Below are 14,187 nucleotides of genomic sequence, written 5' to 3'. Positions count from 1 at the left end.
CACCCCCGACCCCAGAAAGAGGGACAGACCCATGAGCAGCACCGTGGAGCTCACCAAGGAGAACTTCGACCAGATGGTGACGGACAACGAGTTCGTCCTGATCGACTTCTGGGCGTCCTGGTGCGGGCCGTGCCGTCAGTTCGCGCCGGTGTACGAGAAGGCGGCCGAGGAGAACCCCGACCTGGTGTTCGGCAAGGTGGACACGGAGGCGCAGCCGGAACTGGCCGCCGCCTTCGGCATCCAGTCGATTCCGACGCTGATGATCGTCCGTGACCAGGTGGCGGTGTTCGCCCAGCCGGGTGCCCTCCCGGAGGCGGCCCTGACCGACGTCATCGGACAGGCGCGCAGGCTGGACATGGACGAGGTCCGCAAGTCGATCGCCGAGCAGCAGGCCAAGGGCGGCGAGGGCCAGGACCAGAGCCCGGGGCAGGGGCAGAGCACGGACCAGGGCGCCTGAGCGTCGTCCGAGCCCTTACTCATTCCGGCCGGCGCCGACGCCGGGCGGGCACCGGCGTGAGGCCGGGCGGGCGGACACCGGCGCCGGCTCCGTGACGGACGCCGGGGTGGACGCCGGGCGGTTCGCCCTCCTGATCCGGTACGGACGTGTCCGACCCGGCCCGGGCCGGGCCCGTACCCCCGTCCGGCGGCCGGTCCTTCACCGGTGGCGGTCCCGCCGTGGAGCGGGCGGCAGTGTCAGCTGGACTCCCGGTGGATCACCGTCGCCCCGAGCACCTTGTGCGCCTCCGGAGGCGCGGACGGGTCCCGCACCGCGCGGTCGACCCAGTCGGCCAGTTCCCGGCCGGACGGCAGATCCAGGTGCACGGTGCTCAGCCGGGGCCGCAGCAGCCGGCTCAGCATGAGGTTGTCGGCGCCGACGACGGCCGTGTCCTCCGGGACGCGGACGCCCGCGTCCTGCAGGGCCCGCAGGAGCACCATCGCGTATTCGTCGTTGTAGGTGAACACGCTGTCGAGACCGAGGTCCCGCCAGCGGGCGGCCAGCCGCGCCGCGTCGTCCTCGTCCAGGGCGAGGGGCAGCGGCGTGACGGTGGCGTCCGATCCGCGCAGGGCCTCCCGCACTCCGCTCAGGCGCGGCCCGGAGAAGGTCTCCAGCCCGGCTTCGCGCGGGAGCACGACGCCGACGCGTCGCCGGCCGCGGTCGAAGAGGTGGGCGCCGGCGCTGTGTCCGACGACGTCGTGGTCCATGAGCAGGGCGTGCGCGCCCTCCACGGTGTCCGGCCCGAGCGTGACGACGGCGTGGGCACCGGAGCGTTTGAGGACCTCGACGCCGCGCGGCCCCAGACCCGAGCCGGGGACCAGGACCGCCACGGGCCGCAACTCGGCCCAGGCGCGGGCGGCCTCGTCGTCGTGGGCACCGACGGTGCCGTACTGCACGACGGTGTAGTCGAGGCGGCCCAGCGCGACCTGGAGGTCGGTGATGAAGCGGCTGTAGAGGGGCCCGACGGGGAAGTCGGGCGCCGGCATCAGCACCATGCGGCTGTGGCCGGCCCGCAGACTGCGGGCGGCGGCGTGCGGCACGTATCCGAGCTCCTTCGCGGCCTCGCGCACGCGACGCCGGGTGGGATCACTGATCCGTACCGCACCGGTGTTGTTCAGGACGTAGGAGACGGTGGCACGCGAGACACCCGCGAGGCGGGCCACATCGGCGCTCGTGGGCACGGAGCGCACGGGTCCGCCGGGTGCGGGCGTGGGCGTCGGGGGAATCTTCACCATGACGTACGGCATCCTTGCAGAAGCCCGAACGCGGCCTGCGGCGGGGTGAGTTGAAGGCCGCCGACGGGCCGGGCGGACGGCCCGCCGGCCAGCCGGGCGCCCCCTCTCGCGCCGGGGGAACGGCCCCGCGGGCCGGGCGGACGGGTTGCTCCCGAGCTCGGCGGACGGGTCCCTCGCGAGCTGGACCGACGGGTGCCGCGCGGGCGGACGGACGGGACCCTCGCTGGCCGGACGAGCCCGGTCAGGCCCGGCCGGCCACTCCGAGGCTTCCCGGTGTCACCTGCCCGCGACAGCCGGCCCGGTCCTCCCGGCACCCGGATCGGCCGGAAAGGGCTCGACGGGAGCCGCATCCATGGCGGTCGCAGCACCCTTGGCGGTCGCCGCGTCCGTGGCGTTCGCATCACCCATGGCGTTCGCCGTATCCGTGGCACTCGGAGCACCCATGGCGGTCGCCGCGTCCGTGACGCTCGAGGCGTCCGTGACGCTCTTCGCGTCCGTGGCGGCCCCGGCGCCGGTCGCCCCAGTGGTGCCCGTGACCCGGTCGACCAGATCCCCCCAGGCTGCTTCGAGACGTTCCAGGGGCATCCCGCACTGGCGGGTGAGGTGGTGGATCAGGGCGGCGTCCAGCTGGGCCAGCAGGGTGTGGGCCAGGAGTTCGCAGTCCGCCCCGGGGACCGCCTCGCGCAGCAGCAGCGTCACGTGGTGGTGCAGGAACCGGCGCGCCGGGTGCACGAAGCGGCGGCCGGCGTCCGCCTCGGCGGCCAGTTGCAGCTCCAGTTCGTCGACCCCGCGGCGCAGCACGGCACGGCCGAACGCCCTCAGCCGGTCGGCGGGCGGGGCGCCGGGGCCGAGCGGGGGCGGGCCGGTGAGGAAGGCGGTCTGGAGCTTCTTCTCCGAGTGGTCGAGCAGCGCCGACAGCAGGCCGGTGCGGTCGCCGAACCGGCGGAAGACCGTGCCCTTGCCGACCTGGGCGGCGACGGCCACCGCCTCCATGGTGAGACCGTCCGCACCGCGCTCGGCGACCAGCCGGGCGGCGGCCTCCAGCAGCCGGGCCCGGTTGCGCGCGGCGTCGGCCCGCAGGCACGGCTCCTCCCCGTCGAGGACGGGGTGCAGCAACTCCTGCGGCTCAATGGGCTCCTGTGGCATCGGGCCGGGCGGTCGGGCGAGGGACATGAAGCCAGGGTAAAGCATCGGGAAGAAACTGGACCGCGGTCCGGTTAGAGTGCTAGAACTTCAACCGGACCCCGGTCCGGTTCGTGGCACCCATGCTGCGACCCCTGTCCTGAAGACCACCCCCTGGGAGTACCTCATGTCCGCTCGCATCCTCGCTCTCGTCGGCAGCCTGCGCGCCGGTTCGCACAACCGTCAGCTGGCCGAGACCGCCGTGAAGCTGGCTCCGGCCGGCGCCGAGGTCGCGCTCTACGAGGGGCTCGCCGAGATCCCCTTCTACAACGAGGACATCGACGCGGAAGGGACTGTTCCGGCCGCCGCCGTCCGCCTCCGCGAGGCGGCTGCCTCGGCGGACGCCCTGCTGCTGTTCACCCCCGAGTACAACGGCACCATCCCCGCCGTCCTGAAGAACGCCATCGACTGGCTGTCCCGTCCGTTCGGCGCCGGCGCGATCGGTGGCAAGCCGGTCGCGGTGATCGGCACCTCCTTCGGCCAGTACGGCGGCGTCTGGGCGCAGGACGAGGCCCGCAAGGCCGTCGGCATCGCGGGCGGCAAGGTGGTCGAGGACATCAAGCTCTCCATCCCCGGCTCCGTCACCCGCTTCGCCGAGCTGCACCCCGCCGACGACACCGAGGTCGTCGAGCAGCTGACCCAGGTCGTCACCCGGCTCCAGGAGCAGGCCGCCGCGCCGTCGGCTGCCGCCTGATCGCGCCGGGTTCACCCGATCCGCACAGGGGCCCGGTTCGCTCGATCCGGGCACCTTGTGCCGCCCGCTCCTCACCTTGTGCCGCCCGCTCCTCGACGGGCAACGCTGCCTGTCGCGGCGCCGGCGACACCCGGCACGAACCGTCCGGGCACCCCGCCGTGACGGGCACGGCCCGGGCACCCCGCGACGAGGGGCGACCCGACGACCCGAAGGGCCGGAGCACCACGCTCCGGCCCTTCGGCCGTCTCCGGCCACCCACCCCGAGAGCGTGCGCTCCCACCTCGCCCCGAACGCCGAACCCCGAACCCCCGACGCCGAGGCCGGCGTCGGCGTCGGCGTCGGCGTTGGGGGCTGAACGCCCGGTCAGGCCACCGCCTCGGCCGCGAGTTCCCGCAACTCCGCCAGCGCCACGGCCACCGCCGGCCGTGTGTGGTCGCCACCGCGCGTGCAGGTGAGCAGCTTGCGGTGCGGGTCGCCGGCGCAGCGCACCCGCGTGATCGGCAGGTGGTCCGTCAGCCGGGCCAGCCGAGGGATCAGGGCGACGCCGAGTCCGTGGGCGACGAGGTGGGCGGTGACGTTCCAGTCCAGGGCGTGATGGACCACGTCGGGGGTGAAACCGGCCGCCCCGCAGGCCGACATCACGTGCGGCCGGCACGGGCTCTCCGGCACCGGTGCGATCCACTGCTCGCGCGCGGCCTCCGCGAGGTCCACCCGCTCCCGGCCGGCCAGGGCGTGGCCGTCCGGGACGACCAGGTCGAAGGGGTCGTCCAGCAGCGGCTGCTGGTCGAAACGCTCGTCCCCCGGGGGCGGGTTGCGCGGGGTGGACTCCACGACCGCCAGATCGGTGGCCCCCTCGAAGAGCAGGTCGAAGCACTCCGGCACTCCCGCCTCCAGGATCCGCACCGCGAGCCGCGGATGCCGTGCGCCCAGCCGCGCGGCCATCGGGGCCAGCAGCACCGACACGGCGACCGGGAACCCCGTCACCCGCAGGGGTCCGGCGGGCGCCCCGTGATCGGCCCGCAGGTCGCGTTCGGCCTGCTCCCAACGCGCCTGGATGGCGTCGGCATGCGCCAGCAGGCTCTCGGCGGCCGGCGTGAGCCGCACCCCGCGCCCCTGCGGCTCCAGCAGCACCACGTCGAGCTCCCGCGCCAGTTGCCGGATCTGCTGGGACGCGGCGGACGGGGTGAAGTGCAGCGCCCGGGCGGCCGCGGTGACGGTGCCGTAGTGGGCGACCGCTCTCAGGACGTGCAGCCTGCGCAGGTCAATCATGAAGGTCATGCTTCACGGTCACGTCCACAAAATCAACCTGGACGTGAACGGACCGGACGGCGCACGGTGGCTGTGTCGCGAGGGACGGCACCACGACGGACGACCGACCTCGGCGCGCCCGGAGACGAAGCCGGATCAATCAGCCCAGGGACGGGACCCGGAGGACCGGACCGGGACAGGCAGTCCGGACCGAGACGGGAAGTCCGGACCGGGACAGGAAGACACGACCCGGACCGGAAGACGGGACCGGGAAGACGGAGACGAGAGGGAGCCGACATGAGCGGCAGGACTGACAGGACCGACAGGACCGGCAGGACGGACGGCGGCACGACCGGCAGGGCGACGGGCGGCCCGGTCCCCGGCGGGGACGGCGGCGGGGGCGGCACGCCCGCTCCCGGCACCGCCGCCTGCCCGTACTGCGGATGGCCGGACGGCGCCGAGCCGTTCCACGTGGTGTCGCGCCACCCCACCGGTGCCGGCAGCACCCTGTGGACCCGCTGTGGCTGTGGCTCGCTCCAGGTCAGGGTCGTCGACGGGCGCGGCACGCGTATCGTCTCCCGCAGCAGGCCCGCGGAGACGGGAACGGCCGTCCGGCGGTGAGCGCCTCGCGCCGGCGACGCGGCCGTACGGCCGGACCGGCCGCCCGGCAGCACGCCATCAGCGGGGGCGCGTCCTGGCTCCCGGGTGTCCGGGCGCAGCAGGCGACGGCGTCCGCGGGGTGGCGGAAGCGAAGGCGGGCCGCTCCCCCGCGAGCGGGTCCGGGTGGGGCGGTCGTCCCGGCCGCGTGCACGCCGCACGGACCGGATCGGAACGAAACACAGCGGGGGCCGCCGGCCCTCGGGAGGGAGCGGGAGGCACATGGGAGCGCAGCGGTATCCCCTGTCGGGGGTCACGGTGGTCAGTCTGGAGCAGGCCGTGGCCGCGCCCTACGCCACCCGCCAACTGGCCGATCTCGGGGCCCGGGTGATCAAGGTGGAGCGTCCGGGCGAGGGCGACTTCGCCCGCCGTTACGACACGACCGTGCACGGCCACTCCAGCTACTTCGTGTGGCTCAACCGGTCGAAGGAGTCCCTCACCCTCGACCTCAAGGACCCGCGCGGGCTGGAGATCCTGCGGCACCTGCTCGACGACGCCGACGTCTTCGTCCACAACCTGGCCCCCGGGGCCGTCGACCGTCTGGGGCTGGGCACCGCGGAGGTCACCCGCCACCGCCCCCGACTGATCCCCTGCACCATCTCCGGCTACGGCACCACCGGGCCGTGGGCCGACCGCAAGGCGTACGACCTGCTGGTGCAGTGCCAGACCGGGCTGGTGTCGCTGACCGGGACCGGGGAGGAGACCGCGCGGACCGGCATCTCCGTCGCCGACATCGCCGCCGGGATGTACGCCTACAGCGGTGTCCTCACCGCTCTCTACACCCGCGCCACCACGGGCGAGGCGCACCCCGTGGAGGTGTCCCTGTTCGAGGCGCTCGCGGAGTGGATGGGCCAGCCCGCCTACTACACCCGTCACGGCGGCACCCAGCCGCCCCGGCTCGGTACGCAGCACGCCACCATCGCCCCCTACGGCACGTTCCGCGCCGCCGACGGCCGCGAGGTGCTGTTCTCCATCCAGAACGAGCGCGAGTGGGCGGTGCTGTGCGCCGGTTTCCTGGGGCGCCCCGACCTGACCGACGACCCCCGCTTCGCCACCGGCTCGGACCGGGTCGCGCACCGGGACGAACTGAACTCCCTGGTCGCCGAGCGCTGCGCCCGTTCCGGCGCCGACGACCTGCTGCGGGAGCTGGAGTCCCTGGGCATCGCGTGCGCGGGCGTCAACGACGTCGCCGCCTTCCTGGACCACCCGGTGCTCGCCGCCCGGGACCGCTGGCGCGAGGTCGCGGTGCCGGGCGCCACGGTCCAGGCCCTCCTGCCGCCCGCCGACCTCGCGGGAACCCAAGCCCGCATGGACCCGGTCCCAGCGGTGGGCGCCCACACGGAGGAGATCCTGACGGGGCTCGGGCACTCGCCCGAGTCGATCGCGCGGCTCCGCGCCGACGGGGTCGTCTGACCGGGCCGACCCGGCCCTCCGGTCTGGAAGGAGGGGGCCGACCGGCCCCGCCCTCCGACCGGTGGGCGCCGACCGGCTCGAACGGCACCCCGGCGCCCACCGGGCCGTGGACGCCTCAGGACCGGGGACCGTTTCCGGGCGAGCCGTCCGTGGCACCGTCTCAGGCGTCCCCGGCCGAGCGGTCGAGTGCGGCCAGGACGTCCTCGTCGGTCAGCTGGCCGAAGTCGTCGTACCACTCGCCGACCGCCATGAACCCGGCGGGCCGGTGCAGGCAGACGACCTCGTCCGCCTCCCCCCGCAGCGACCCGGCGCCCTCCGGCGAGCAGACCGGCACCGCCAGCAGCACGCGCGCGGGTGACCGGCGTCGTACGGAGCGCAGGGCGACACGGGCGGTGGCCCCGGTCGCCAGTCCGTCGTCGACGACGATCACGGTACGGCCCGCCAGCGCGGGAGCGGTCCTGCCCCGGCGGTACACCCGTTCCCGGCGGCGCAGTTCGGCGCGTTCCCGCTCGACCACGGCGGTGAGGTCGCCCTCGTCGAGGCCGAGGTGGGCCAGGGTGTGCGGGTCGAACAGCGGGACGCCGTCGCCGGCCAGCGCGCCCACCGCGAACTCCTCGTGCGACGGCGCACCGATCTTGCGGACGACGAGCACGTCGAGCGGCGCGCCGAGCGCTTCGGCGACCTCCCGGGCCACGGCCACGCCGCCGCGGGGCAGCGCCAGGACCACCGGGTCGGGCAGCAGGCCCGCGTCGCCCCGGGTGCGCAGCTCCCGGGCCAGCGCGCGTCCGGCCTGCCGGCGATCCGTGAACCGCATGGGTGCGTCCCGGCGATCGGTGAACCGCATGGGTGCGTCAGCGGGTCGGTTCGGCTCGGCCGATGCCCGCCAGGGCGGAGTGCGGGCGGTCGGCGGTGGCCAGGTCGCCGATGCTGACCACGCCCACGGGGCAGCCGCCGCGTTCGACGACGGGAAGGCGGCGCACGGCGTGCCGACGCATGAGATCCGCCGCGTGCTCGGTGGTGTCGTCGGGGTCGAGCGTCACCAGGGGCGGGCGGGTGCAGACGGAGCCGACCGCCGTCCGGCGCGGGTCGTGCCCCGCGGCGACGGTCCGCAGCACGATGTCGCGGTCGGTGAGGAGGCCGAAGAGGTCGCAGTCGTAGGCCACCAGGACGTCCCCGACGTCGCGCTCGCGCATCAGCTCGGCGGCCCGCGCCACCGTCGTCATGGGTTCCACGGACGCGGTGTCCCGGGACATCACGTCCCGTATCCGGCGGGTCATGGGCACCTCCGGGGGCGGGTGGGACGGCGGGTGTTCCGTCGCCGCCGCTGTCCGCGTAGCCCGCTGGGCGCCGGGTAAACAGTGGGGCCCGCAGGCCCTGCGTGTCGTGCCTGTCCTGCGTGTCCTGCATGTCCTGCGTGTCGTGCGGGACGACGGATGCGGGCGGGCGGCGGCCGACGGGCGGACCCGACGGCCGCCGCCCCCACCGGGGTTACCCCACCGCTCCCGGGACCTCCTCGGTGACACCGTTGAGCGGTGACGCCGGGTCGGTGCCGTACGGGCGGGTCAGCACTTCCAGGCCGTGCCCCGCCGGGTCGCGGAAGTACACCCCGCGCCCGCCGTCGTTGCGGTTGATCCGCCCCGGGTGCCGGCCCTGCGGGTCGGCCTGGACGGGGACTTCGGCGGCCACGAGCCGGGCGAGCACGGCGTCGAACTCGTCCTCCGTGACGAGGAAGGCGTAGTGCTGCACGGGGATGTCGTGGTCCACGGCGGCGAAGTCCAGGGTGACGCCGTTGGCGGTGGTGACGGGCAGGAAGGGTCCGGCCGGTTCCCCGACCTCGAGCCCCAGGACGTGCGCCAGGAAACGGGCGGACTTCTCCCGGTCTCGGGTCAGAACAATGGTGTGGTTGAACTCGACTGGCATACGGCAATGCCTCCATGGGCATCCACGGCGCCTCCATGCCTCACCCGGTCGGTGACCGGCACGCGATGCCGCACGGGGAGCATAGACAACCCGTCGGACGGCGGTCGATCGCCTTTCCGGCGGCGACGCCCGGGCGGTGGGTACTACATGGGCCTGACACCGCCCCGGCTCGGTCACGCAGTCCTCTAGGTCTCCCGTGGGCCGGCCGGAGGAGGGTCCTCGGCCCGAGCTGCCGCCGCCACGCGGTCGGCTGCCCAGGTCAGGAAGTCGTGCACGGTCTCCGGGGGCAGCGGGCGGGCCGCGCGGCGCGGCCGGTCGAAACTGCTCAGCGCCTCGTCGATCAGCGGCCGGAAGGCGGGCTCGGAGCCGGCGACGGCACGCCCCGCCTCCCGTTTGGCGGACCAGTGGCCCGTGCGGCAGAACACCACGGAGCGGCAGCCGTTGAGCACCCGGTTGTCGGCCAGGTGGCCGTCGCCGTCGGCGTGTTCGCGGACCGAGGCCACGAGCGCCCCCAGCACCGCGCGGCGCTCTGGCTCGGCAACGGCCTCCCGGGCCGGCCTGCCGTGCAGCGAGCGCCCGGCGCGGGCGGCGACGGATCGGTCGAGGACGTACCAGAAGGCGGGCGACTCCGCGGCGTCGAAGCTCACCTTCCCGGGCAGCTCCGGGCCGGTGTTCAGGTCGAGCAGGTAGCCCGCCTCGGCGGACGGCCGGCCGGCGAAGTCGGCGTCGTACACGGTCAGTTCGAGCCCGGCGGCCGGGCAGGGCAACGCGGGGTGGGCGAGGGCGGCCGCCAGTTCCGGGAGGGCGGTCCGGGGCAGCGAAGGGTCCACGACCAGGGTGACGTCGACGTCGCTGCGTCCGTGGCGGTAGTCACCGAGCGCGACGGAGCCGACGGCGAGGACACTGACCGGGTGGGTGCCGCACACGGCTCGGGTGCGGTGGACCAGTTCCGACAGGTAGGACTCCAGTTCCGGCGGCAGCGGTGCCGGGCCGGGTCCGGAACCCGACGGAGGCGACTCGGGCTCCGCCCCGGACGGCGGGACGGCAGCGGGCGTAGCGCTCGCCGGGTCGTTCCCCGCGGACTTCACGGGGCGTCCGCGCCGGCGCGGTTGTCGGGGCCGTCCGCGTCGGCGCCTTTGTCGGGGCCGTCCGCGTCGGCGCCTTTGTCGTTGCCGTCGGCGTTGTCGGGGACGGCATCGGCATCATCGGCCCAGAGGTCGTCGCTGTCGCACACCTGGGCGCCCATGTTGCGTTCCATCATCCGCAGGGCGGCGTCCGCGAGATCGGCGTGGATGTGGGCGACGGCGTCGCGGGGCACGATCACCTGGAAGTGGCGGATGTGCGCGTCGAGCGACGAGTAGAGCACGCACTGTTCGGTCACCTGCCCGCAGAGCACCAGCCGTTCGATGCCCTGCTGGTTGAGGAGGTAGCCGAGGGGGGTCTCGAAGAAGATCGAGTGCCTGGCCTTCACGACGAACAGGGAGGAGTCGTCGGGGCGCAACGGCTCCACCAGCCGGGCGTGCGGCCCGGACAGCGCACTGTCGAGCAACTCCCCTTGGTGCGAACGCCATTGCCCGAAGTTGTCGTTCACGTAGATGACGGGCACGTCCCGCTTCCTGGCGCGGTCGATCAGGCCGGAGACGACCGGTACGACGGTCTCCGCGGAGGGCAGCAGCAGTTCCGCATCCGGGTGGTCGTACGTGTTGATCATGTCGATGACGATGAGAGCGGTTTTGGCCATGTGACCAGGGTTCCCCGTCCGGAGGAATCGAGCGACCCCGGCCGATCGGACCGGCCGGGGTCGACGAGACGGAGACGGAGACGGAGAGGGAGAGGGAGACGGCAGCGGGCCCGGTTGTCCCGGACCCGGTCAGCCGCCCGCGGCCGCCGGGGTGCGCGGGGCGGAGTCGGCGCGGCGGGCGAGAGCGCGGCGGACGCCGGTGCCGGTGTAGGCGAGGGCGGCGGCGGACACCAGGCCGAGCAGGATCAGACCGATCGCGTAGTCGTGGTGGATGCCGTAGAGCGATCCCATCACCAGCGGCGGGAGGAAGCCGCCCAGCCCGCCCGCGGCGCCCACGACCCCGGTGACGGAGCCGACCTGGCCCGCCGGGGTCACCAGGGCCACCAGGGCGAACACCGCGCCGCTGCCCGCGCCGAGCGCGGCGGCCATGGCCAGGAAGGCGAGGGTGCCGACCGGGGCGAGCGAGGGGGTGGCCGCCTGGACCAGGGCGGCGGCCATGACGACACCGAAGACGCCTACGAGGACGCGAACGGGGCCCATCCGGTCCGACAGCCAGCCGCCCACGGGCCGCATGGCCACCGCCAGCAGCACGAAGCCGGCCATCCGGTTCGCCGCGTCGGCGTGGCTCAACCCGTAGCCGGTCTTGAGGTAGGTCGGCAGGTACACGGAGAAGGCGACGTAACCGCCGAAGGCGACGGCGTACAGGGCGGATGCCTGCCAGGTGATCGGGAGCCGTGCGGTGCCCGCGAGTCGGCGCAGGAGCGGCTCGGACGGTACCGCGCGTCCCGGCGCGTCCCTGAGCAGCAGCCAGGCGGCGACCGCGTACACCGCGAGTATCACGGCGGTCAGGACGAACGGGGTCGCCATGCCGTTCGCGTCCACCAGCTTGACCGTGGTCAGCGCGCTGATCGCGGTGCCGCCCATGCCCATGCCGAAGACACCGATCGCCAGGCCGCGCCGCTCGGGCGGGAACCAGGCGTTAACGAAGGGGACGCCGACCGCGAACGCGGTGCCGCCGACGCCGAGGAGGAAGCCGCCGATCAGCAGGGCGGGGAGCGAGGAGTGTCCGGCGAGCCCCAGGTACAGGACCGGCACGATGGTCACCGCCGAGACCAGCGGGAACATGGTCCGCCCGCCGAACCGGTCGGTGAGGGCCCCCACCGGGATGCGGCCCACGGAACCGACCACCACGGGCACCGCCACCAGCAGGGACGACTCGAAGGAGGACAGGGCGAGTTCGTCGTGGAACCGCGGGCCCAGCGGGCTCAGCAGCGCCCACGCCCAGAAGTTCACCGCGAAGCCGAGGGTCGCCAGGGCCAGCATGAGCCAGGCACGGGCGGGGACGGGGGGCGGGGCGGTCTTCCTGTTCGCGGTGGTCGACGGCTTCGGCATGCCGTCCTTCCCTTCGTCTGCGGTAGTCAGTCCGCTGCGGTGGTCCGCCGCATCCCGTCACGCGGTCGCGGCGGCGGCCGTCGGGTCGGCCGGCGAGGTGCTCACGCCCCTCCCTCACACGATGACCCGCCGGCCCCGTTCGCACCATGGGGCCGTCGGTCCCGTGCGTCCGCCGCAAGGGTCCCGGGGACGGGGTCCGACCGTCCCCGTCGAACCCCGCCGGTTCCCGGGTCACCCGCCGTGACGGGTTCATGCGCCGGGGGTGGTGCCCGGGGTGGTGCCGGCCGACGGAAGCGCGTGCGCGTGCCGGGTGGGTGCCGGAGGAGCGAGCGCACCTCTTCGGGTGACGGAGGGGCGCGGACCCTCGGCCGGTGGGCCGGACGGCGCACGGGCAGCGCACGGCTGGGCCGGCGCACGGGCCACGCCCGGACGGGCCGCCCGTCGCGTGCGGTGGCCGAGCCGACGGAACCGCGGTCCCGCCTCGGAGCGGGTAACCGGCCTGGTCGGCGCGAGCAACCAGTCTGGTCGGCGCGAACAACCGGCCCGGTCGGCCGGCACGAGCAACCAGCCCGATCGGCGCGACCAACCAGCCCCCATCGGCGCGAGCGGCGGGCCAGCGGTGGGCACCGGACCCGAGCCGGCGGGTCCGGCCGGGGTCAGCGGGTCCGGCCGGAGTCGGCGGGTGCGGCCGAGGTCGGCGGGTCCGACCCGTCGGAAGGATCCGCCCCGCCGGTTGTGCGCCGCCGTCCGTGCGGTCAGTTCGCGACCGGGCGAGCCCGCGGCGTCAGAGCTGCGCGCGGGGTGCGGCCGCCCTCCGGGCCGTAGCCGAAGCGGACCAGGAGGTGCGGGCTGCAACGCCGCCGGGAGCCGGCGACGGCCGCCCGGAGGTCGGGCCACTCCATGGCCTGGTGGAGGATCGACGTGCGCACCCCGTGGACGGTGGCCACCAGCAGGGTGCGCTCCAGCGCCTGCCCCGCCCGCAGCCAGTCCTCCCGCCGGTCCCGGGACGTCCACAGCAGCGCCACCTGGGCGTGCCGTTCGAACCGCAGGGCGGGCAGCGTCAGGCCCGGCGGCAGCGGGCCCGTGAAGTCGCGCATCGGCATGCGCCCGCCCGTCTCCCGGGGACCCACCGCGGTCAGTGGGACGCCGTAGGGGGTGTCCGTTCCTGGTGCGGTGACCCAGGCCCGGGATTCGGCGGTACGGCCGGGGTGGGCGCGGTTGCGGGCCTCCCCCGCGCCGGTCAGCCGCAGCAGACGGCGGGTTCCCGGGATGCCGGGCACGTCGAGGTGGGCACCCTCCGCACGGGCGGCGGCGACCATCTCGGCGACGATCGCGTCCGGCACCGGGCGCCCGGTGAAGGGCATCCGGCTGGTGTGCCGGCGTCCCACCGCGTCGTGGAGGGAGGCCAGGCCGGCGGGTACCCCGGCGATCGGAGCAGCGAGCAGCACGGTGGCCAGGAGATCCGGCTCGTGCGGGTCGGGCAGCAGCCGCACGACGGGGTCCCAGCCGCCGTGGGCCGCGGCCACCCGGAGGTTGAGTACGGCCGCCCCCACGGACAGGTACTGCGCCCGCGCGTGCGGGTCGGTCAGCGGCAGGATCCGGCGCCGGTCGGCGCGCACTTCCACGGTGCCGGTGGTCGCGTCCAGGCCGAACCGCCAGGGCTGGGTGTTGTGGATCGAGGGCGCCGCGACCGCGGCGGTGAGCAGGGCCTCCACGGCCGTCGCGTCCACGGGTCGACTCTGCTGCATATCGGCTCCTTCTCCTGAACTCCCCCCGTACGCCCAGCCTGCGCCGTCGTCTCGCCCCGGGAGGAGGGTCGACCGGGGCCGCCGCCGGGGCCATGTGGCCCGGGCCCCGCCCCGGTGAGGGCGGGGCCCGGGCAGCACGTACGAACGGGTCGTTCGGAGGGCGGACGGTCACCGTCCGGGCCCGGCGGCCCCGTCGCAGCCGGCGGCAACGGCAGGAACGCCTGCGCGACGCGGTGGGCGACGGTGTCCCACCCCGCACGCGCGTCGGCCTGGCCCACGGCACCGCCGTCGCCGTCCTGCCCGGCGCGGAGGGACGCCCCGGTGCCCCGGTGCCACGGGCCGAGGTCGCGGGGACCGGACGGAAGGGCGTGACGCGTAGGTGCCCGGACCGGGCTGAGGTCCCCCGGTTCCGAGGACCTCAGGCCGCCCTCGGGCGAAGGCGGCCTGAGCTGCCCGTACGG

The 14,187-nt window shown here is 74.9% G+C and carries 11 protein-coding genes and 3 pseudogenes; 4 read left to right on the top strand and 10 right to left on the bottom strand.

Going from position 1 to position 14,187, the window contains the following annotated elements:
• The first annotated feature begins 31 nt into the window (after positions 1-31).
• The gene (gene trxA / locus AB0F01_RS25190; protein WP_362099954.1) at positions 32-457 is read left to right on the top strand and encodes a thioredoxin; all 426 of its coding nucleotides are present in this window, start codon (positions 32-34) and stop codon (positions 455-457) included.
• 236 nt (positions 458-693) lie between these two features.
• Here trxA and AB0F01_RS25185 read toward each other — a convergent pair whose 3' ends face one another.
• Positions 694-1,731, bottom strand: a complete 1,038-nt coding sequence (locus tag AB0F01_RS25185; RefSeq protein ID WP_362099951.1) for a LacI family DNA-binding transcriptional regulator — start codon at positions 1,729-1,731, stop codon at positions 694-696.
• A 525-nt stretch (positions 1,732-2,256) separates the two neighbouring features.
• Positions 2,257-2,904: pseudogene (locus tag AB0F01_RS25180) on the bottom strand (helix-turn-helix domain-containing protein); the annotation flags it as partial.
• A 136-nt stretch (positions 2,905-3,040) separates the two neighbouring features.
• Between AB0F01_RS25180 and AB0F01_RS25175 the strand changes: the two are divergent.
• Positions 3,041-3,607 carry an NADPH-dependent FMN reductase gene (locus AB0F01_RS25175; protein WP_362099948.1) on the top strand — a complete coding sequence of 189 codons (567 nt, stop codon included), beginning with the start codon at positions 3,041-3,043 and terminating at the stop codon, positions 3,605-3,607.
• 363 nt (positions 3,608-3,970) lie between these two features.
• On the opposite strand, the gene AB0F01_RS25170 is transcribed toward AB0F01_RS25175, so the two are convergent.
• Positions 3,971-4,876 (bottom strand): LysR family transcriptional regulator, encoded by a 906-nt coding sequence (locus AB0F01_RS25170; RefSeq protein WP_362100104.1) that lies wholly within the window; start codon positions 4,874-4,876, stop codon positions 3,971-3,973.
• 396 nt (positions 4,877-5,272) lie between these two features.
• On the opposite strand from AB0F01_RS25170, the pseudogene AB0F01_RS25165 reads away from it, so the two are divergent.
• Both AB0F01_RS25165 and AB0F01_RS25160 read left to right on the top strand, forming a co-directional pair.
• Positions 5,273-5,476: pseudogene (locus AB0F01_RS25165) on the top strand (hypothetical protein); the annotation flags it as partial.
• Positions 5,477-5,734: 258 nt separating this feature from the next.
• Complete coding sequence (locus AB0F01_RS25160; RefSeq protein WP_362099945.1) at positions 5,735-6,925, top strand: CaiB/BaiF CoA-transferase family protein; 1,191 nt, start codon at positions 5,735-5,737, stop codon at positions 6,923-6,925.
• Between the two features lie 160 nt (positions 6,926-7,085).
• Here AB0F01_RS25160 and AB0F01_RS25155 read toward each other — a convergent pair whose 3' ends face one another.
• The 7 genes and pseudogenes from AB0F01_RS25155 to AB0F01_RS25125 form a co-directional block, all read right to left on the bottom strand.
• Entirely contained in the window at positions 7,086-7,739 is a 654-nt protein-coding gene (locus AB0F01_RS25155) for a phosphoribosyltransferase family protein (protein WP_362099943.1), read from the bottom strand.
• A 37-nt stretch (positions 7,740-7,776) separates the two neighbouring features.
• Complete coding sequence (locus AB0F01_RS25150; RefSeq protein ID WP_362099940.1) at positions 7,777-8,202, bottom strand: CBS domain-containing protein; 426 nt, start codon at positions 8,200-8,202, stop codon at positions 7,777-7,779.
• Positions 8,203-8,413: 211 nt separating this feature from the next.
• Entirely contained in the window at positions 8,414-8,845 is a 432-nt protein-coding gene (locus AB0F01_RS25145) for a VOC family protein (RefSeq protein WP_362099938.1), read from the bottom strand.
• Between the two features lie 185 nt (positions 8,846-9,030).
• A complete protein-coding gene (locus AB0F01_RS25140; protein ID WP_362099935.1) occupies positions 9,031-9,933 on the bottom strand; it encodes a translation initiation factor 2 in 903 nt (300 codons plus the stop codon).
• A gap of 122 nt (positions 9,934-10,055) precedes the next feature.
• Positions 10,056-10,586: pseudogene (locus AB0F01_RS25135) on the bottom strand (isochorismatase family cysteine hydrolase); the annotation flags it as partial.
• Positions 10,587-10,715: 129 nt separating this feature from the next.
• Positions 10,716-11,978 (bottom strand): MFS transporter, encoded by a 1,263-nt coding sequence (locus AB0F01_RS25130; RefSeq protein ID WP_362099932.1) that lies wholly within the window; start codon positions 11,976-11,978, stop codon positions 10,716-10,718.
• Between the two features lie 755 nt (positions 11,979-12,733).
• A complete protein-coding gene (locus AB0F01_RS25125; protein ID WP_362099929.1) occupies positions 12,734-13,726 on the bottom strand; it encodes a hypothetical protein in 993 nt (330 codons plus the stop codon).
• Positions 13,727-14,187: the final 461 nt, after the last annotated feature.

Source organism: Streptomyces sp. NPDC029526 (genome assembly GCF_040637405.1).
Lineage (GTDB): Bacteria > Actinomycetota > Actinomycetes > Streptomycetales > Streptomycetaceae > Streptomyces.
The sequence above is the reverse complement of the archived record's forward strand: the minus strand, read 5'-3'. Positions and strand labels throughout refer to the sequence as shown.